Annotated in this window: 18 protein-coding genes; 9 read left to right on the top strand and 9 right to left on the bottom strand. The window is 69.5% G+C overall.

From position 1 onward, the window contains the following. Nucleotides 1–38: 38 nt before the first annotated feature. Nucleotides 39–1,664 carry a sodium:proton antiporter gene (locus B7K24_RS12920; RefSeq protein WP_084130753.1) on the bottom strand — a complete coding sequence of 542 codons (1,626 nt, stop codon included), beginning with the start codon at nt 1,662–1,664 and terminating at the stop codon, nt 39–41. Between the two features lie 123 nt (nt 1,665–1,787). On the opposite strand from B7K24_RS12920, the gene B7K24_RS12915 reads away from it, so the two are divergent. Next, nucleotides 1,788–2,081, top strand: coding sequence for a hypothetical protein (locus B7K24_RS12915; RefSeq protein ID WP_084130752.1), 294 nt, complete (start codon nt 1,788–1,790; stop codon nt 2,079–2,081). 22 nt (nt 2,082–2,103) lie between these two features. On the opposite strand, the gene B7K24_RS12910 is transcribed toward B7K24_RS12915, so the two are convergent. After that, entirely contained in the window at nt 2,104–3,231 is a 1,128-nt protein-coding gene (locus B7K24_RS12910) for an Rv2578c family radical SAM protein (RefSeq protein WP_084130751.1), read from the bottom strand. A gap of 48 nt (nt 3,232–3,279) precedes the next feature. Continuing rightward, a complete protein-coding gene (locus tag B7K24_RS12905) occupies nt 3,280–4,050 on the bottom strand; it encodes a hypothetical protein (RefSeq protein WP_084130750.1) in 771 nt (256 codons plus the stop codon). A 239-nt stretch (nt 4,051–4,289) separates the two neighbouring features. Between B7K24_RS12905 and B7K24_RS12900 the strand changes: the two genes are divergently transcribed. The 6 genes from B7K24_RS12900 to B7K24_RS12875 all read left to right on the top strand — a co-directional run bounded on the left by B7K24_RS12900 (nt 4,290) and on the right by B7K24_RS12875 (nt 10,469). Further along, complete coding sequence (locus B7K24_RS12900; protein WP_084130749.1) at nt 4,290–6,203, top strand: DUF4914 family protein; 1,914 nt, start codon at nt 4,290–4,292, stop codon at nt 6,201–6,203. Between the two features lie 56 nt (nt 6,204–6,259). Continuing rightward, nucleotides 6,260–6,781, top strand: coding sequence for a GNAT family N-acetyltransferase (locus tag B7K24_RS12895; protein ID WP_084130748.1), 522 nt, complete (start codon nt 6,260–6,262; stop codon nt 6,779–6,781). A 78-nt stretch (nt 6,782–6,859) separates the two neighbouring features. Further along, complete coding sequence (locus B7K24_RS12890; protein ID WP_234986713.1) at nt 6,860–7,522, top strand: sugar O-acetyltransferase; 663 nt, start codon at nt 6,860–6,862, stop codon at nt 7,520–7,522. 99 nt (nt 7,523–7,621) lie between these two features. Further along, nucleotides 7,622–8,575 carry a hypothetical protein gene (locus B7K24_RS13580; RefSeq protein WP_084130747.1) on the top strand — a complete coding sequence of 318 codons (954 nt, stop codon included), beginning with the start codon at nt 7,622–7,624 and terminating at the stop codon, nt 8,573–8,575. Between the two features lie 155 nt (nt 8,576–8,730). Then, a complete protein-coding gene (locus tag B7K24_RS12880) occupies nt 8,731–9,231 on the top strand; it encodes an RNA polymerase sigma factor (protein WP_084130746.1) in 501 nt (166 codons plus the stop codon). Then, nucleotides 9,228–10,469, top strand: a complete 1,242-nt coding sequence (locus B7K24_RS12875; protein ID WP_084130745.1) for a hypothetical protein — start codon at nt 9,228–9,230, stop codon at nt 10,467–10,469. Before B7K24_RS12880 ends, B7K24_RS12875 begins: the two co-directional genes overlap by 4 nt. 10 nt (nt 10,470–10,479) lie before the next feature. Here the strand turns inward: B7K24_RS12875 and B7K24_RS12870 are convergent, their stop codons facing one another. Together B7K24_RS12870 and B7K24_RS12865 are read right to left on the bottom strand one after the other, a co-directional pair. Then, a complete protein-coding gene (locus B7K24_RS12870) occupies nt 10,480–10,935 on the bottom strand; it encodes a DUF1801 domain-containing protein (protein WP_084130744.1) in 456 nt (151 codons plus the stop codon). Between the two features lies 1 nt (nt 10,936). Further along, nucleotides 10,937–12,340: a serine hydrolase gene (locus tag B7K24_RS12865; protein WP_144268321.1), complete on the bottom strand. Its 1,404-nt coding sequence runs from the start codon at nt 12,338–12,340 to the stop codon at nt 10,937–10,939. A gap of 256 nt (nt 12,341–12,596) precedes the next feature. Between B7K24_RS12865 and B7K24_RS12860 the strand changes: the two genes are divergently transcribed. Both B7K24_RS12860 and B7K24_RS12855 read left to right on the top strand, forming a co-directional pair. Next, complete coding sequence (locus tag B7K24_RS12860; RefSeq protein ID WP_084130743.1) at nt 12,597–13,997, top strand: hemolysin family protein; 1,401 nt, start codon at nt 12,597–12,599, stop codon at nt 13,995–13,997. Then, complete coding sequence (locus B7K24_RS12855) at nt 13,990–15,045, top strand: hemolysin family protein (RefSeq protein ID WP_084130742.1); 1,056 nt, start codon at nt 13,990–13,992, stop codon at nt 15,043–15,045. Before B7K24_RS12860 ends, B7K24_RS12855 begins: the two co-directional genes overlap by 8 nt. A 62-nt stretch (nt 15,046–15,107) precedes the next feature. Here B7K24_RS12855 and B7K24_RS12850 read toward each other — a convergent pair whose 3' ends face one another. The 4 genes from B7K24_RS12850 to B7K24_RS12840 all read right to left on the bottom strand — a co-directional run bounded on the left by B7K24_RS12850 (nt 15,108) and on the right by B7K24_RS12840 (nt 18,588). After that, nucleotides 15,108–15,260, bottom strand: coding sequence for a methionine/alanine import family NSS transporter small subunit (locus B7K24_RS12850; RefSeq protein WP_084102846.1), 153 nt, complete (start codon nt 15,258–15,260; stop codon nt 15,108–15,110). Then, nucleotides 15,257–16,921: a sodium-dependent transporter gene (locus B7K24_RS12845; protein ID WP_234986712.1), complete on the bottom strand. Its 1,665-nt coding sequence runs from the start codon at nt 16,919–16,921 to the stop codon at nt 15,257–15,259. The genes B7K24_RS12850 and B7K24_RS12845 overlap by 4 nt, the downstream gene beginning before the upstream one ends. A 133-nt stretch (nt 16,922–17,054) precedes the next feature. Further along, nucleotides 17,055–17,378, bottom strand: a complete 324-nt coding sequence (locus B7K24_RS13695) for a hypothetical protein (protein WP_373994171.1) — start codon at nt 17,376–17,378, stop codon at nt 17,055–17,057. Beyond that, entirely contained in the window at nt 17,317–18,588 is a 1,272-nt protein-coding gene (locus tag B7K24_RS12840) for a DUF222 domain-containing protein (RefSeq protein ID WP_084130740.1), read from the bottom strand. Before B7K24_RS12840 ends, B7K24_RS13695 begins: the two co-directional genes overlap by 62 nt. Nucleotides 18,589–18,609 lie beyond the last annotated feature (21 nt).

Raw genomic sequence — 18,609 nt, 5'->3', positions numbered from 1 at the left:
GGGAGTGTACGGCGCGAGGCGTGCGGGCCCACGCTGCGTCACATCTCGAGGCGGATCTGTTCGCTGTCGAGCCGCTCGAGCGTGTCGGACAACAGGGCCGACGAGAAGATGCCCAGCCGGCGGGCGTCGATGAGGGCGTCGCGCTGCACCTCGATGACCGCGACCCGGCTGCCGAGCGCGTCGGCGCCGCCCGCGTCGGCCACGGCCTGATCGAGGTGCTCGTCGAGTTCGGCGCGCTCGCGGGCAGCCTCCTCGGGACTCGCGCCGCGCGACGGCTTGAGCCAGGCCACCACCCATCGCACGGTGCCGCCTTGGATGACGAGCGAGCCGACGGCGACGAGATAGGCGATAAGGACCAGGAGGGCGCGGTCGGGGGTGTCGGTCGGCAGCGTCTGAGCGGCGGCCACGGTGACGACTCCGCGCATGCCGGCCCACACCATCACGGCGCCCTCGCGGGGGCCCAGCGGCGCGCGCACCAGATAGCCGGCGTCCGCCTGGGCGCGGGTGAGGTGGCGGTCCACGTGCTCGTGGGGAACGTCGCCGCGTAGGATGCGCCGGCCCGTGATGCCGCCGGCGGCGCGACCGACCTGCCGGATGGCCTCGGTCTGGGTGTCGGGATCGGCCAGGCGCGTGCGAATGTCATCGAGATGCGGGCGCAGCCGCTCGGCACGGCGAGCGCGCCTGGCCTGAGCGGCGAGGAGTGGCGTAATGAACGCGGCGCGCAAGAGCAGCACCAGCACGATGGTGACGAGCGCGAGCGCGACGGCGAAGCCGATGCCCTCGTGCTGCTCCTCGACCTCCTGGATGACGCCGACAATCTCGAGACCCACGATGAGGTAGACGACGCCCTCGAGGATGAGCTCGATCGCATGCCACGTCTGCTGATCGGACAGCCGCACCTGAGGCGAGAGCGCCTTCGCCGCACCGTTGCCCGTCACGAGGCCGCAGACCACCGCGGCCACCAGGCCGGAGGCGCCCACCATTTCGGCCGGCACCGACGCGATGAACGGCACGGCGAGGGTGAATACGGTGTTGGCGGTGGTGTCCTTGATGCGGTTGGAGACCCACAGGTTGAGGCGGCCGATGACGACGCCGATGATCACGGCCACCGTCATCGCGAGGATGAACTCGAGCGCGATATCCCACACGGTCACGGCCGCCGCCGCGGCCGCGACCGCACCACGTAGCAACACCAGCGCGCAGGCGTCGTTGAGCAGGCTCTCCCCCTCGAGTAGGCTCACCATGCGAGGGGACACACCGAGGCGCTTGATGATCGACGTCGCCACGGGATCCGAGGGGGACACGATCGCGCCCAACGCGAAGGACCACGCCCACGACAGGTCGTCGATCACCCAGTGGAAAAACACGCCGAGCACGGCGGTCGACAGGATGGTGAGCAGGATCGATAGCCCCGAGATCGACCTGAACTCGCGGCGGAAGTCGGTGGCGGGGATCGAGGCGCCGGCGGCGAACAGAAGCGGCGGCAGCACGCCGGCGAGGATGACCTCGGGGTCGATCTCCACCGTCGGAACACCGGGCAACAGGGACGCGCCGAAGCCAAGCGCCACGAGAATCAGCGGTGCCGCGACCCCGACCCGGGGGCTCACCGCCGTCGCGATGGCGATGGCGACGAGCGCAAAGACGCCGACGATCAGGATCTCCACGTACCCCGCTCCTCCCCTGGTGCCTGCGGATTCATCGTAGCCACGCCGCACGCGACCGGGACCCAGGGCGGTTCCGAGCGCGTCGCGCCGGGGCGTAGCATCGAGGAGCCGGAAGGAGACCCCATGACTACCGCACAGCAGTCCGCCGTGCGTGCTCACCTGCGCACGCGCACCCCCGTACCGACGTTTAAGTCGGCGATGGGCCGGGAGCGGGCGCCGATGCGAATGTGGGTCACGGGCTTCACCCAGCGCGGCATCATGGTCAGCGACGGCGAGGGCGCGGCGGTGTGGATCGTCGACGAGCGCTCACGCCACGCCGTGGAGCAAGCCCTCAACGTCGGCATCTCCGCGCTGGATCTGCACGACGACGGCACGGCCGTCATCGCCGGCACCGAGCTGAACATCGCGCCCTGGTAGAGAGCCGCACCGGAACCGACCGCTAGAAGAGCGCGTCCTGCAGTTCCGCGAGGTTGCTGTGGACCCCGCGTGCCGTAGCGGGCATCGCGACCGCGTCGCGCGCGGTGGTACGTCGCCACTCTCCGTCGCTGTCGCGCGCCTCGGCGCGCTTCACCGCCCCCGTGGTCGATCCCATCGAGCCGGTGTTCGGGTCCTCGACCGCACGCGCGAGGCCGTGGCGCTGAATCAGCGGCTTGATGCGCGCGGCGAGCCAGCGTCGGTACTCCTTCGGCGCATACGCACCGTCCCCATAGAGCTCGCGGTAGCGCGGGGTGAGGTCGGGCCGGTGCGTGTTGAGCCAACGCGCGTACCACTCCTTGACGCCGGGACGCAGGTGGAGGGCCGTGTAGGTCACCGAGGTGGCGCCGGCCGCCTTGATGCGCGCGAGCGCGGCGTCGAGGTGCTCCTCGGAGTCCGTGAGGAACGGCAGGATCGGCATCATGAAGACGGCGACGTCGAAGCCCGCCTCGGCCGCCGCGGTCACGGTCGCCAAGCGCGCCGCCGCGGTGGGCGTACCGGGCTCCATGGACTGCTGAATGTCGTCGTCGAGGATGGCGATCGACATGGCGAGGTCCACGGGCACCTGCGTGGCCGCAGCGCTCAGGCGCGGTAGGTCGCGGCGCAGCAGCGAGCCCTTGGTGAGGATCGAGAATGGCGTGCCCGAGTCCGCGAGCGCGTCGATGATGCCCGGCATCAGCCGGTAGCGGCCCTCGGCACGCTGGTAGGGATCGGTGTTGGTGCCGAGCGCGACGTGCTCGCGCTGCCATGACTTCTTGGCGAGGTCCTTACGCAGCGCCTCGACGACGTTGACCTTGACGATCACCTGGTTGTCGAAGTCACGCCCGGCGTCGAGCTCGAGGTACTGATGGCTGGGCCGGGCAAAGCAATAGACGCAGGCGTGGCTGCACCCGCGATACGGGTTGATGGTCCACGTGAACGGCACGGCGCTGGACTGGCCCACCTTGTTCAGCGCGGTCTTCGCGAGCACCTCGTGAAACGTGACCCCCGCGAACTCGGGAGTCGTCACGGAGCGCACCAGGTTGCTGATCTTCGCCAGGCCCGGCAGGGCATCGGCGCTTTCGGCGGCGATCGCCTGGCCTTCCCATCGCATGCGACGATTCGAACACATGTTCGATCCGGGCGCAAGCGACCCGCCCGCTCACCCCTCGAGATCGACCTGACGCAGCGCCAGCGTGAAGTCGGGCGCCTCCCCCTCGGGCACGGCAATATCGACCACCATCGCGGTGGCGTCACGCTCCTGCGGCGCAGGGACGCTCCACGAGACGTGGTCCAGCTCGGCCTCGGGCTGGCCGATCACGGTGGGCTCGCGCCCGCAGCCGAACTCCTCGTCGGCGGCCACCAACCCCTGGAGGACATAGATCTCGCTCTCCCCGCCCGTGGGGCAGGGGCCGAAGTCGACCCACTCGGTCATCCAGTAGTTGTCGTCGGTCGCGGGTTCCCACGCGAGTTCCACCCACACCTCGCCGCGGGGCTGACCTGCCGCCCGCCAGGGCCACTGCGTCTCGCGCACCTCGGTCGCCCACCGCGTGCTCGCGACCGCGCGGTAGTAGTCCTTCGCGGGGTCCTCGTCGGGCACGCGATAGGCGTCGACGCAGGCGGCGGCTTCACCTTCGAACATCACCGTGGCCAAGAACTCGGGCCGTAGGTCGGAGGCAACCCACGCCAGGGGTTCAACGCACGAGGTCTGCACCGGCCCCGCCAGGCCGCTCGCCGAATCCGAAACGACCACCGGAGCACCCTCGGGAACCCCCACCGCCTGCGGGGCGCCGTCGTCGAGGGTGGCGCGCGCCGCGATCCACACCACGAGGAGGACGAAGGCGACCGCCACGAGCGCTACGCGCACCCCTGCCCGGCGCGCTCGAGTCCCCTCGCGCTCGTCCGTCTCGGAAATCTCCGCCGTCTGTGCCATGACGCCCCCTCACGGCCGCGGGGCGCCCATGCGCCGCTCGCACCTGGCCAAAGCATATGGCCCGCCGGACCCGAGCGGAAGAACCGCGCGAGCGGGAGCCAGCCGTCGCATCGGCCGCCGGGACGTTCGTCCCTTGGAGATTTCTTTGCCGTCGCAATACTCGAAGGTGGGGCGCCCCGGCCCGCGACAGACCACCACGGCATCGGCCCTCTGGCCGCCGCACGCGAAGGAGCCAGCCCATGTCCATCATGCTCGATTCCCCGGTCCTCGCCCAGGTGTCGCTCGGCCCCGAGCTGACCGCCACGCTCGCGGCCGCACCCTCGGTCACGGTGCCCGCGACGCGCGCCGAGCTCTATGCGCTCGCGCTGGGCCCCGCTGGCGGACCTCACCACCGGGTGGACTACGACGTCGATGGCGAGGTCGTCACGGAGGCGACCGTGACACGGTGCCGCAACGGTGTGGCTGCCAACTATCCCGAGGACTACATGCGCCGGCGCGACCCGCAGTGCATGGTCATCGCCGACTCGCGCCCCACCGACAAGACGCGGTTCGCCGACCGCTTCGGACAGGCCTTCACCGGCACGCGCGCCGACACGTTTGCGTGGCTCGCCGACCAGGATCTCGTGGTGGTGCCCTTCAAGGCCGGCGGCCTCACCTACGGCTCACCCTCGCTCGCGGTGGTCCCGCTGAACGCCGCCTTCTTTGCGCTCGCCCTGGTCGACCTGCAGGGTTGGGTCACGTTCGACGAACTGGGAGCCTTTTCGCCGCGGTCGATCCTCTACGTGGCCCCGCCCATGCGTCACACCCACTTCGGCGGCAAGCAGGTGGTCGTCCACGATCGCACCGCGACCCTGCACGAGATCTTCGCCTACAACCTGTACCCGGGCCCCAGCGCCAAGAAGGGCGTGTTCTCGGTGCTGCTCGACATCGGCGAGACCGAGGGATGGATCACGGCGCACGCCTCGTCGGTACGGGTCACCACGCCGTACGACAACGAGACCGTGATCATGCACGAGGGCGCCTCGGGCGGCGGCAAGTCCGAGATGTGCCAGGACCTGCGCCGCGAGGACGACGGCCGGATCCTGTTGGGCCGCAACGTGGTCACCGGCGAGGACTATCACCTGACACTGTCCGAGACGTCGGACCTCTCCCCCGTCACCGACGACATGACGCTGTGTCACCCGGCCGTCCAGGACGGCAGCGGCAAGTTGGTGGTAGCCGATGCCGAGGACGGCTGGTTTGTCCGCGTCGACAACCTCACGTCGTACGGCCAGGACCCGCACTTCGAGCGCGCGGTGATCCACCCGGAGCAGCCGCTGGTGTTCTTCAGCATCGATGGGGTGGCCGATGCCACCGCCCTGCCGTGGGAACACACTCCCGACGCCGACGGCACCCCGTGCCCCAACCCCCGCGTGGTGATCCCCCGGCGCGGCATCGACGGCATCGTCCACGAGCCCGCCGCGGTCGACGTGCGCACGTTCGGCGTGCGGATGCCCGCCTGCACCCGCGACAACCCCACCTACGGAATCATGGGGATGACGCACTTCGTGCCGCCGGCAATCGCGTGGCTGTGGCGACTCATCGCGCCCCGCGGCGACAAGAATCCCTCGATTGGGGAGGCGGCCGATGCCGTGGCCACCTTGGCGCACGGCGGCATGGTCTCGGAGGGGGTCGGGTCGTACTGGCCGTTCTCGACGGGCACGAAGGTCGCCGCGGCGAACCTCCTTCTCGAGCAACTCACCACCTACGACCGGACCCGCTACGTCCTCACACCCAACCAGCACATCGGCGCCTACAAGGTGGGGTTTGCCGCCGAGTGGCTCACCCGCGAGTGGCTCGCACGCAAGGGCGGCGGCCGCATGCGCCACGACCAGCTCGAGCCGGCGCGGTGCGCACTGTTCGGCTACGCGCCGACCGAGATCACGCTGGACGGACAGTCGGTGAGGCGCACGCTGCTGCGCCCCGAGATGCAGTCGCAGGTCGGCACCGAGGTCTACGACCGCGGCTGCGCGATCCTCACCGGCTTCTTCAAGGCGGAACTGGCGCGATTCCTCACTCCTGACCTGTCGGACCTGGGCCGGCGGATCATCGAGACGTGCCTGGCCGACGGAGGCGTGGAGGACTACGAGGCACTGACTCCGATGTACCGATAGCGCCGTGCGGCCGCTTCACCGCGCGACGAGGCGGCCACACCCGTAATGTCAAACGTATGGACCCGGCAGCGTTGCCCCTCTCGGCGACTACCCGCACCGCGACTCCCCACGATGCGGCAGTACTCGCCGCCATGCTGTGCGACTTCAACCGCGAGTTCGCGGCGTCGGTCGACGACCGCGAGGTTGTCGAGGCGCGACTCAGCCGCCTGCTCGCGAGACGCGACTTCTTCGCCGTGTTGGTCGGAGAGCCGGTGATCGGCTTCGCGACGGTGGCGCTGAGGGCAACGTCCTACGGCGACGGAGACATTGCGGCGCTCGAGGACCTCTATGTGAGGCCGGCAGAACGCGGGCGCGGCGCGGGATCGGCGCTCATGACCGCGCTCGCGGCTCAGGCGAGGGCGCGCGGGATCGAGGCCGCGGAGGTCTTCGTGGACGAGCCCGATGCCGACGCGCTGCGCTTCTACCAGCGCCACGGCTTTGTGCACCGCGACCCCGCCACTGGCGACCGCGCCTTCTACCTGCACCACGAACTCGACAGTGGGCAGCGGCTGCCCCATCCGGAGCGTCACTTCGCGTAAGACCGGCGGAGGTCCTGGTGTCGGCTGAGTCAGGCCCCTTAGGTTGTGGGGAGTTACCCGCCGCCGCAAGGAGTCACTGTGACCGACCCAGCCCAGCAACGCGCCGACGACTACCGCGCCAAGATGGCCGAGCCGCCCGTCGAGGACGACAGCCGTAGCGAGTATCAGAAGCTCGCGGCAGACGAGTGGTTCCGCTACCGCGCGGGCCCCGAGCTCGCCGACATGCAACGGGCCACCTTGGCGCGCCTGCGTGAGCTGAGCACCCTGTACTACGACGAGCCGGGCGTCGCGACCCACCTGCTCGAGGAGATGCTTGGCGAGTGCGGCCCAGGGCTGGACTTCCGTCCCCCGATCTACTTCGAGTACAAGGAACGCGTCCGCATGGGTGCCCACGTGTTCATCAATGCCAACCTCATGATCCTCGGCTCGGGCATCGTCACGATCGGGGATCACGCCCTCATCGGGCCCGACGCGAGGTTCTACACGGTCAATCACGCCTTCGACGTCGAGACGCGTCGCGAGGGCTGGGAACGGGCCTTCCCCATCACCCTCGAGGAAGACGTGTGGCTGGGAGGCTCGGTGGTGATCTGCCCGGGCGTCACCATCGGCCGCGGCTCGGTCGTGGCGGCCGGCTCCGTCGTCACCAAGGATGTCCCGCCGGGGGTCGTCGTCGCCGGCAATCCGGCGCGAGTGGTGCGCCACCTCGACACCGAAACACCAGGTAACGAGGTTATTTCCTAAATTCTTGGGTGGCGTGTCAACCCGTTCGCCCTCCCGTGCATCACGTTCATGGAGCCGCTCCACGGCATGCAATGACGCACAGCACGGAAGGAGAATGCCATGTCCACTACGACACCACGCTCTCAGACCACCACGGTCGGCATCTCGTCGGCGGCGGTGGGGGCCGTCCTCGCCCTGGTCGGCTCATGGGCCATCGGCGGGGCGGCCTCAGCCGACGACCTCGTCACCGCTTCGACGGCCGATGCCGTCGCCCAGCAGGCAACGACCAGCAGCGAAGCGCTGCAGGTGGAAGGCGTCCGCTACGCCTCCGGCGTGTGCATGCCGGGCGAGGACACGACCTATACGGCTGCGGCCTCGGGCTCGGCCGGATCGGGCGACGACGCGAGTGCAGACGCCAGCGGCGGCGCTTCCCAAGGTACGGCGGGCGCCGACGGAGCAGGCGGCATGGATGGCACCAACGGCGCCGATGGCGTCGGCGGCGCTGGCGGTGCCGGAGGCGCTGGCGGTGCCGGAGGAGCTGGCGGTGCCGGAGGAGCTGGCGGCGCTGGCGGTGCCGGAGGAGCTGGCGGCACAGGCGGTTCCGGTGGAGATGGCGGCTCCGGCGGCAGCGGTGGCGACGGCGATTCCGGCGGTGATGATGGTGGCGCCGGAAGCGGTGACGACGGCGGCTCGCTCATCGACGCGGATGTCGACCTTGATGTCGGCGGGGACGACTCGCTCGTGGATGCGGACGTCGACCTGGGCGTCGGCACCGATGACTCACTCGTCGACGCTGACGTGGACCTCGACGTCGGCACCGACGGCTCGCTCATCGACGCCGATGCCGACCTCGACGTCCTGAACAGCACCTCGGGCGGCAACGGATTGCTCGATGCGAACGTGGTCGCAGATCTTGGCTCCCTGCTCGACGCGGACGTCGACGCGCAGGTGGGCGGAGACGACGACTCGCGGTCTCTCATTGAGCTCGATACGTCCGGCCTGCTCGCGCCTCAGCAGAGCAGCGGAGGTTCCTTGCTCGACGTCAACCTCGATTCCCTCCTGGGATCGCGGTGATCCACCGCTGCACCCGCGTCCCGCGCCGGCCACCTCAGCGGCCGGCGCGGGGCGTCGCGCGGCGACAGACGTGGACATCGTCACACTTGCCCGCAGCACACGGACACACCTGGTAGACCTGAAGCCAAGCGACTACTCCGGGGGGAGGGAAGCTCATGACCGCACCGACGCGGCTCAGGGAACGCATTGCCGAGTTCCTGGACGCCGACTACGGACGCGTCGTGGGCGCGGTGGCGCTGGCCACCGGGGACCGGGATCGTGCCGAGGACGCCGTCCAGGACGCCCTCGTGAAGACCCTCACTGGAGATACCGAGCCCGACAACCTCGCGGGCTGGGTCACCGTGGTCGCTATCAACTTTGTCCGCCAATCCTGGCGGCGGGCCGATGCCCAAGGCCGGGCCTACGTCCGAGCGGCCACCTGGGACGACCTGACGGACGCCGAGGCGCAACGCACCACGGACGCGATCGCGGTGTCCTCCGCGCTGGGTCGACTGCCCGAACGGCAGCGGATGGCGGTAGTGCTGCACTACTACGAAGGGCTGTCGGTTGCCGAGGTCGCACACACGCTCGGCATCAGCACCGGCACCGTCAAGACTCAACTCAGCAGAGGCCGCGAGAACCTCGGGAGCCACCTGCGGAAGGAGGCGTCGCGATGAGCATGTCAGACCGGGAACTGCGCGCATTGCTGCAGGATGCGGCACCGACGCCGCGCCTTCGCGATCGCGACGCGCTACTCGACTCCCTCGTCGCGCGCGTCGAGGCGGGCGGCGTGGATGTCGCCGACGCCCCGGCGCCCGCAGCCACTCTTACAGCGGTCCGCCCCGCCCTTGATGAGACAGAGACAGTGGAGGTAGCGGCGCCGGCTCAGCGACAGCGTCGCGGACGCCTGGGTGTCGCCGCGGCGAGCATCAGCGTGGCGGGATGGATCGCGATCGGTGTCGGTTCGGCCGCCGCGGCGGCGGCCGGTGCATGGATGATCACGCATGGGTTTGACGGGGGCGGCGATCGTGGACGGGACTCCGAGCCGACTGTCATCGAGTGGGCCGAGGAGGATTCGGCGACCGAACGGGATCAGACCGTTCTTGGCACGAGTGTGCTCCCCACCACGGCTCCGAAGGTGCTCTGGGACGAGGCCGACGGCCGATCAGTAGCGGCGCTAGGCGCCGAGGCCGGAGCCGCCCGTCCCACCTCCACCGCTCCCCCTGACTCGCCGTCGGAGCCGCAGCCGGCCGTACCGCCCGCATCCGAGGACGATGCGGCACCGGCCGGCGGTACGGGAGCGCAGCGCTCCAGCGACGGCTCCGGGCAGGAGTCCGCCCCGTCGCACGTCAATGACGACGCCCCCGACCCCGCCGAGGCCGTCGGTGACGCGCCCGCCCCGGCCGTCGAGGCGGAGGTGAGCGTCCCCGTCGTGGGCGGCGCCGTCGAGGACACCACCGATGCGGTCACCGACATCGTGGAGGGCGTCGGCGACGGGGTGACGGGCACGGTCGAGGACGTCGAGGACACCGTCGTCGACGTGGTTCCGGAAGGCCCCTTGCGCGACACGGTGCGACCCGTCATCGACGCCGTCGACGTGTCGGGCCTCGTCGCCTGGCTGCTCGACTCGCTGCTGTGCGCGGCGGATTCGGCCGTCGCGGTGACCGCCAGCGACAACGTCGGCGTGGAGGACGTCAGCCTCGCCGTTGGCGTGGCGGGCTCCACGCTCGTGGACGTCGACCTCGCACCTGCCGGCGGCGACACCTGGACGGGTGCGGTGTCGCCACTGTCCGCACTGGACCTGGGGATCCTCAACCGGGTCGTCTCGGTCGAGGTCACCGCCGTCGATGCCGCGGGCAACACCGCCACGGCGGTCACGGAGAAGACTGTCGAGATCCTCTCGTGCCTCGGCTAGAGGCTCGTGGCTACGAGTAGGTCGCGAGCCTGCCCGCATGACGGGCCATCTCGCTCAGCACGTCTAGGTCGATGTCCTCGGCGGACCGGAACGTGAGGACGGCCGCTCCCGCGGTGACCTTGCGTCCGGGAGCCGCCAGGCGTCCGGCGTACACGCGCGACAGATAGTCGCGCCCATCGGCGGCGTTGACGTACAGGCTCACATGTCGTTGTTGGCGCGCGAGGCCCACGAGAAACCATTCGACGCTCGCGCCGCGCGGCCGCTGCTGGACGATGTCTCCGTAGCCGATGATCGCCTGCTCGGTGCCGCCCCAGAAGACGCCGCGCCACAGTCGCCGGCTCGCGCCGGGCAGCGCCGCCGCGAGAGCCGCGTCGATGACGGCGAGAGAGGCATCGGCGGCAGCGGCATCGGCCACCAGAAAATCGTGGACGCTGTCGCTCGTGGGCCGTACAGGGTTGTCGGTCATGTCATTCGACGGCGGGCAGCGCTCGTGCGCCGAAGTGGGCATACGCGCGGCCCGCGTCGGTGCGATAGAACGTCACGGGCGACCAGGTCTCCCCGCCACGGAAGCGGATCGCATACACGAGCCGAGTGTCGTCGCCGTTGACGGCGGTGAGGTCGTACTCCTGGACGGGTTCGGGATCGAGGTCCGCGAGCGCGCCGAGCATGGTCAGCCGCATGCGGGGGTGTGTCCCGTCCATGAACGCGTCGAGTTGCAACGCAGCGCCCCGGTAGGTGCCCTGCCAGTCACCCAACGGCAGGTCGACGCTCTCCCCCGGCGGCCCGAAGGCAGGGGCGGCCTCGATCGCCGCGATGTCCGCGAACATCTCCCGAAAGAGGGTCTCGAAGAGGTCCTGGGACTGCCCGCCGTTGGTCAGCAGCGTCACCGCGAGCCCGGCGGACGGCAGGATGCGCAGGAATGCGTGTTGGCCGACGGTCGCGCCGTCGTGGCCCAGCAACCGTTCTCCGAGCCAGCTGAAGCGGATCCATCCGAGGCCCCACGAGTCGCCCAGCGATTCGCGATCGGGAAGGTCGACCTGGTGGGCCGCCATGGCATCGGCCGACTCCGGCGAGACGAGCCGCTCCCCCGACAGCCCCGTGCCGCGGTGCAGGTGCGCCTGGACGAAGGCGAGGAGGTCGGCCGCCGTCGAGTTGATCAGACCGGCGGGGCCGACGGAGCGCGGCATGGCCCACACCGGCGCGGGCACCGGGTGCGGCAGCCCCACGACGTGTCCGAGGGCGGTGTCCTGGAGGAGCGCGTCCTCGGGCAGGGTGCTGGTGCGCTCGAGGCCCAGCGGGGCGGCGATCCGGTCGCGGATGGCGGCGTCCCAGGTGGTACCGAAGACTCTCTCGATCACGCGGCCCAGCAGGATGAACCCGGTGTTCGAGTACGACCAGGTCTCCCCCACGGGTGAGACCTGCTGGGCGGAGTGCAGGGTCTCCACGTAGCGCTCGAGCGCGTCGTCCCCGCGGCCCGTGTCGGAAAACACGTCGCCATCGACCCCGTTGGTGTGGGTCAGCAGGTGCGACACCGTCAGCTGTTCACGGGCGGCCTTGTCCGCGAGGGTGAGCTCGGGCAGCACCTCGCACACGCGGGTGTCGAGCGTCAGCAGTCCCTCGTCGATGGCCTGCATCGCCAAGGTCGCGGTCCACACCTGAGTGATGGAACCGATCTGGAAGACGGTGGACTCCGTGACGGGTTGACCCGTCGCCACCCGGGACACGCCGTGAGTCAGGATGTCGACGTGGTCATCGGCGGCATCGGCCTCGGTCCGCAAGATCCCCACCTGCGCGCCGGGGACCCCGAAACGGTCCGCGAGCGCCTCGAGGCGCGTCTGCCAGTGGGCGGCGTCCACGACCAACTGCGTCATCGGTGTCTTCCCCTCACGCGCTTGTGGGCGGCTCCCCCGACCGCGCTCTGACTTCACCGTAACCGAGACTCCCGCGAGCGCCCAGGTTCACGTAGAATCCCCGCATGTCCGACGGCCATAGTCCGAAGCGCCGGCCCTTCGCGCACACGCGAGTCCCGGCGCCTGCCCTCGTCCACCTCAGCCACCGCGCTGACCTCGCCTTCGCGTACGCACCGTGCGTCGTGAGCGCGAGTTCTCACAGCATCGGCCGTGTCGCATGACCGAAGCGTGGCTCTTGCTTCTTCTGGCGGTGCTCCTCATCGCCGCGAACGCCCTGTTCGTGGCCGCCGAGTTCGCCTTCATGACGGTCGACCGGCCGAGCGTTGACCGCGAGGCCGCGAGCGGCGACAAGCGCGCCGCCTCGCTGAAGTCGGCGATCACGACCCTGTCGACGGAGCTCTCGGGCGCCCAGCTCGGCATCACGGTGACGTCGCTGCTCGTGGGTTTCATTGCGGAGCCGTCCCTCGCGACGCTGCTCGCGCCCGGGCTCGAGGCGTTCGGCCTGCCGTCGGGATCCGCCATGGCCATCGCGATCACGGCGGCCTTCATCATTGCGACCGCCACGCAGATGGTCTTCGGTGAGCTGGTGCCCAAGAACTGGGCCATTGCGGAGCCGATGCGGATCGGCCGCGCCGTCGCCGGCGCCAACCGCGGCTTCACGTGGTTCATGGGGCCGCTCATCCGCTTCCTCAACGGCTCAGCGAACTGGCTGGTGCGCCGCCTGGGCATCGAGCCGCGCGAGGAGCTCGCGTCGGCACGCTCGGCCGAGGAGTTCGAGGCGATCGCGTCGCGCTCGGCGGCGCAGGGCACCTTGGAGCCGCGCGTTGCGACGCGTCTGGCGCGCGCGGCGGAGATGCGGGAACGCACCGCGTCGGACGCGATGACCCCGCGCACACGCGTGGACTTTGTGGCGGCCGATGCGACCGTCGCCGAGGTACTCACCCTCGCCTCCCGTACGGGTCACGCCCGCTTCCCCGTCACCGGCGAGGATGTCGACGACATCGTGGGCGTGGCGCACTTCAAGCGAGCGCTTGCGGTGCCCGTGCGCCAACGGAAGTCGACCCCGGTGTCGGAGATCTGCATGCCCGTCGAGTCGGTGCCGTCGACCATGCCTCTCGCGGCGGTGCTCGAGGCCCTGCGCGCGGGTTCCCAGGTCGCGGTGGTCGTCGACGAGTACGGCGGCACGGACGGCATCGTCACCCTGGAGGACCTCGTCGAGGAGATCGTCGGCGAGATCGAGGACGAGCAGGACCGACCCGTCTCGCGCTACCGCAAGGTCGGCGACGACCGATGGTCGCTGTCGGGGCTGCTGCGTCCCGATGAGGCCGGCGACGCCATGAACCTGGACCTCCCCGAGGCGAAGGAGTCCGACACGCTGGGCGGCTTCCTCACGGAGCAACTGGAGCGCTTTCCCGTGCCCGGCGACACCATCGAGGTCGCGGCCATGAACGAGGCCGAGCTCGACGAGGACGACCTACCCACCCCGGTCCAGGTGCGGATGACGGTCACCCGCGTGGACGGCCACCGCGTGGACCGCATCATCATCGAGATCATCGAACCGGAAAACGAGGACGCCGTGCGCAAGGACTTCGCTCAGCAGGAGGGCAGCAATGTCTGACGGGCTCGCGATCGGACTGACCGTCCTGCTGCTGTTCGGCAACGCCTTCTTCGTGGGGTCCGAGTTTGCGCTCGTCTCGGCGCGGCGCAGCCAGATCGAGCCGCGCGCCGCGGCTGGCTCCTGGAGCGCGCGCATCACGGTGCGCGCGATGGAAAAGGTGTCGCTCATGATGGCGGGCGCGCAGTTGGGCATCACGGCGTGCTCGCTGGGCCTCGGTGCCCTGGGTGAGCCTGCGGTCGCGCACCAACTCGAGCGGCCGCTGGGCGCGCTGGGCATCGAGGGCGCGTGGTTGCACGGCATAGCATTCGCCATCGCGCTGCTCATCGTGGTATTCCTCCACATGGTGCTGGGCGAGATGGTGCCTAAGAACATCGCAATCGCGGGTCCCGAGCGCTCGGCGCTGCTGCTGGGACCGGCGCTGTACGGCATCGTGTGGATCCTGCGACCCGTGATCGTGGCGCTGAACTGGCTCGCGAACATCGTGCTCCGTGCCCTCCGGGTCTCCCCGCGCGATGAGGTCGAGTCCGCGTTCGACGCCGACCAGGTGGCCGCGTTCGTGGCCGAGTCGCGGGAGGAGGGCCTGATCGACGAGGACGAACACCTTGTGATGTCGGGTTCGCTCACCCTGTCGTTCGAGACGGTGCTCGATGTGCTCACGCCGTGTGACGAGCTCGAGGTGCTCCCCGTCGACGTCACGCCCCAAAAGGCGATCAAGGCGTCGCTGCGCACCGGGTTCTCCCGGTTCCCGCTGGTGGATGAGGACGGCCGCTACGTGGGCTACCTGCACCTCAAGGACTTCGTCGATCCGGAGCGCGGCACGGCCACCAAGCCGATCCCCGACTCCGCGGTGCGGCCCTTCACCTGGGTGACGGCCGATGCCTCACTCGAGCGGGCGCTAACCGCCATGCAGGCGCGCGGCACCCACATCGCCCTCGTCAAGGACACCGAGACCGACGAGGTCATCGGCGCGGCGATGCTCGAGGACGTCATCGAACGCCTGGTGGGCGAGGTCGTGGACGCCGGTCAGATGGTCGACGCGGACGCGTAGTCCAGGCGCGTCAGTGACGCTCGGGCCGGCGCGAGCGGCGGGCCACTGCCCGCACCGCGCGGCTACGAGGCGGCGGGATCGACGTGCTCGTCCTCGCCGCCGGGCGGGAGATCGTCGCGCTCGGGCCGGCGAGCGAGGAACCAGATGGCTCCGGCGAGGCCGCCCCAGATGACGATCATCGACACGAGCATCAGGGCGATGGCGGGGCCGCTCATGGCTGGCCCTCCTTGTCGTCTGCTTGCGGTGGTGGGGGCGGCGGCGTGGCGCGTCGAATTGGCGGCGGCGTGACGTCTAGCGGCTCGGGCGTGAGCATCGGGTCGGGCGCGAGGTCGAGCTGCGGCCGGGTGGGCCACGGATGGAACTCACCGTGGTCCTTGGCCCAGGCGAAGGCGGGCATCGCGATGGCGACGACGGCGATGAAGCCGAGCGTCCCCCACCCGAAGGCGGCGAGGTACCAGCCGGGGTAGCCCGGGTAGCCGTCTGCCAGGAGCGCGATGAACTTCGACACGAACATGTACAACAACAGCACGGCGACCAGGTTGATCACGATGGTCCACACGCGACCCACCCGGAAGGTCGAGATGGCGGACAGGTGCCGCGACAGTTCGGGCCCGCGGCGAGCGAGCCACAGCGCGGCCGCGATCATCAGCACCGCGCCGAATACCACGCCGAGCTGGTTGGACCACTGGTCCATGACGTCCAGCAGGTTGAGGCCGGTGGTGGTGCCGAAGCCGATGATCGACAGGATCGCGGACGGAATTCCGACCGTGAGCGCACCGCGCTGCGGCGACCAGCCGAACTTGTCCTGGAGCGCACTCGACACGGTTTGGAGGACCGACACGAGCGAGGTCAATCCCGCGACCACCAGAGAGCCGAAGAACAGGGCCCCGAACAGCTGACCTCCCGCCATCTGCGCGATGACCGTGGGGAACGTGACGAACGACAGCGAGATGCCGGTGAGGCCGTCGAGATCGGCGACCGCGACATTCTGTTGGGCGGCGAGGAAGCCGATGGTCGCGAACACTCCAAGGCCGGCGAGCAGCTCGAAGGAGCTGTTACCGAAGGCCACGACCAGGGCCGGGCTCGTAACGTTGGAGCGACGCCTGCGGTAGGACGCGTAGGTCATCATCACGCCGTAGCCGAGCGACAGTGAGAAGAAGATCTGGCCGTAGGCGGCGACCCACACCTCGGGATTGGAGAGCGCCGAGAAGTCGGGGGTGAAGAGCGCGTCAAGACCCTCGGCGGCGCCGTCGAGGAACAGCGCACGGACCACCAGGATCCCAAAGGTAACGACCAGCAGCGGAATGCCGATCACGTTGAGCCGCTCGACGCCCTTGGCCAGGCCACGCCACAGCACCACAATCGTCACGATCCAGATCGCCGCGAGCGGGATCAGCACCCCGGGCACGAAGTCGAGGGAGAAGCCCGGCGCCGCCGCCTGGAGGTACTCGCCGCTGAAGAAGCCCGCGGGGTCATCCGCGTAGGCCAGGTCAAAGCTGAAGACGAAATAGCTCAGCGCCCACGCGATGATCGCCGTGTAGTACAGCCCGATGATGAAGCAGATGGCCACGTGCCACCACCCGACCGCCTCGGCCCTGTGGTGCATGCGACGAAAGCTCAGAGGGGCTGAGCCGCGGAAGCGATGGCCGATGCCGTGCTCGAGCAACAGGATCGGAATGCCTGCCGTCAGCAGCGCGATCAGGTAGGGGATCATGAACGCTCCCCCGCCGTTGTCGTAGGCCTCGCCGGGGAAGCGCCAGATGTTCCCCAGGCCCACGGCGGAGCCGATGGCGGCGAGGATAAATGCGGTCTGCCCCGACCAGTGTTCGCGCTTGTCGCGCTGCTGGGGCGCGGTGGTGCCGGAACGCTTCGCCACGCTCGTCCTCCTTTGGTTGGCGCGCCTGGAGCGCGGCCGAGCCAGTTGCCTGGTAACTGGCACCACGGTAGCGCGGCGTGCCTGAGAGGGCAGGGCGTTCGTGCCCGACCCGCCGATGGGCAGAGTTCTCCCGTCAGACGCTGACGAAGTGATTGAGCTCGGCTTCTTCCTGAGGAGTGGGCCACCAGTAGTCGTCCACCTTGCGGTCACTCTCGAGGAGGTCGGCAATGAAGTGATCGTCGATGACGGGTTCGCCGCCGAGGGTGGGAGGCGCAGCGAGGTCAAGGTCGAAGGCGGCGTCGCCGCCGAGGAACCTCTGCGACTCGTCACCGCCGGGGGGCGTGAAGTAGACCTTGCCGTTGAAGATCTCGATGATCCAGCCGTAGCGGTGCACGTCATGGTGACATCGGGTGCAGAGCATGACTCCGTTGTCCACCGTGGTGAGGCCGCCGAACATCCACCACCGGATGTGATGAGCCTCGCAGTGTGCGGGCGGCGCATGGCACCGTGCGCAGCCGCCGTCGCGTTCCAGCATGGCGTCGGCGCTGCTTCTGAGTGAACTTACGGTGCTGGGGATTCTGGTGGAGCACGTTGCCGTAGGTGTCGACGAACTGCATCACGAATTCGGCGTCTCCGCAGCACATCCCGGCCGCCTCGAGCGACACCGGCGTCTCGATACCGTCGATGGTCGCCAGCCCCGTCTGGCGCTCCAGGTCGCGCTTGTCAACGCGCACCACCACGGACGTGCGCACGCCGGACTTGTGCATCTTGCCGCAGCCCAAGGCGTGGCGGGCCAGCTCATGGAGGGCATCAGCGCGGATCTGTCCGACGGTGCGCTTGTCGTCCCCTGGGGCTTGCTCGTCGCGAGATTGTTTGCGCACGTCACGCGTCGCCAGTTGCTCGATCACCGTGATGATGGGTGCCGCCGTGACAGCGTCGAGCTTGCCGTGGAACGTCACCATCCCTGAGACGTCCTGCTTCCACCAGAAGTACCGCTCCTCGTGATGGCGCCGCTCACGCTTGACGAGGTCCTTCTGGTCGACCTTCGCAATCGCTCGCGACACCACGCGCTTCATCTGGTGCACGCTCAACCCGGCGGACTTCTCTACAAAGGCGGCCTCGACCGAATCGAGATAGTCCGGCTCGACGCGGTCGCGCAGCAAGTTAAGCCCCTCGACGATCACCGCCGCGGTCTCGATGGACATCGCGCCCGCCGTCTGTGCCGCCGCGACCAACGGATACTTGGGCCGCGTGACCGGCGCAGGCGGCGGTGCGGGCGCAGGCACGGGGCCTCGATCCCCCGCAGCACCAGCCTTGGACAACAGCTCCGGCTCCACTACAGGCACCGGCACCGGCGTAAACGCGTCCCCCGCCTCCATGGCACTCATGGCGCGTGCCACCGAACCGCCGGTGAACGTCGAGATCATGTTCCCTGCATTGCCGTGACCCTCGCGACGTGCGAAGCCTCCGCCGGGCTCCTCCGGGGCGCTGCGGCGCTTCACGTCGGCGGCGTAGCGCGCGGAGAATGCCCCCGCGATCTTCTCCAGCGTGGCGGCCGCCTCCAACTGCTCGAGAAACTCGTCGCGAGACAGCGCGGACACGTCGACCCCCATCAGCTCCCGGATCTGGGAGCCGATGCGCTCGATCTGTGCCGCTGAAATGGCCATGACTCTATGACACCAGAGGGG

It is taken from the genome of Demequina sp. NBRC 110055 (assembly GCF_002090135.1).
Classification (GTDB): Bacteria; Actinomycetota; Actinomycetes; order Actinomycetales; family Demequinaceae; genus Demequina.
This window is presented reverse-complemented; position numbering and strand designations above follow the sequence as displayed.

Coding starts and splice junctions, on each gene's coding strand:
- B7K24_RS12850 (WP_084102846.1), bottom strand. CDS start 15,260: ATGAGCGGCCCCGCCATCGCCCTGATGCTCGTGTCGATGATCGTCATC.
- B7K24_RS12875 (WP_084130745.1), top strand. CDS start 9,228: ATGAGCATGTCAGACCGGGAACTGCGCGCATTGCTGCAGGATGCGGCA.
- B7K24_RS12910 (WP_084130751.1), bottom strand. CDS start 3,231: ATGCGATGGGAAGGCCAGGCGATCGCCGCCGAAAGCGCCGATGCCCTG.
- B7K24_RS12840 (WP_084130740.1), bottom strand. CDS start 18,588: ATGGCCATTTCAGCGGCACAGATCGAGCGCATCGGCTCCCAGATCCGG.
- B7K24_RS12905 (WP_084130750.1), bottom strand. CDS start 4,050: ATGGCACAGACGGCGGAGATTTCCGAGACGGACGAGCGCGAGGGGACT.
- B7K24_RS12855 (WP_084130742.1), top strand. CDS start 13,990: ATGTCTGACGGGCTCGCGATCGGACTGACCGTCCTGCTGCTGTTCGGC.
- B7K24_RS12870 (WP_084130744.1), bottom strand. CDS start 10,935: ATGACCGACAACCCTGTACGGCCCACGAGCGACAGCGTCCACGATTTT.
- B7K24_RS12865 (WP_144268321.1), bottom strand. CDS start 12,340: ATGACGCAGTTGGTCGTGGACGCCGCCCACTGGCAGACGCGCCTCGAG.
- B7K24_RS12860 (WP_084130743.1), top strand. CDS start 12,597: ATGACCGAAGCGTGGCTCTTGCTTCTTCTGGCGGTGCTCCTCATCGCC.
- B7K24_RS13695 (WP_373994171.1), bottom strand. CDS start 17,378: ATGTTCGGCGGCCTCACCACGGTGGACAACGGAGTCATGCTCTGCACC.
- B7K24_RS12915 (WP_084130752.1), top strand. CDS start 1,788: ATGACTACCGCACAGCAGTCCGCCGTGCGTGCTCACCTGCGCACGCGC.
- B7K24_RS12900 (WP_084130749.1), top strand. CDS start 4,290: ATGTCCATCATGCTCGATTCCCCGGTCCTCGCCCAGGTGTCGCTCGGC.
- B7K24_RS13580 (WP_084130747.1), top strand. CDS start 7,622: ATGTCCACTACGACACCACGCTCTCAGACCACCACGGTCGGCATCTCG.
- B7K24_RS12880 (WP_084130746.1), top strand. CDS start 8,731: ATGACCGCACCGACGCGGCTCAGGGAACGCATTGCCGAGTTCCTGGAC.
- B7K24_RS12895 (WP_084130748.1), top strand. CDS start 6,260: ATGGACCCGGCAGCGTTGCCCCTCTCGGCGACTACCCGCACCGCGACT.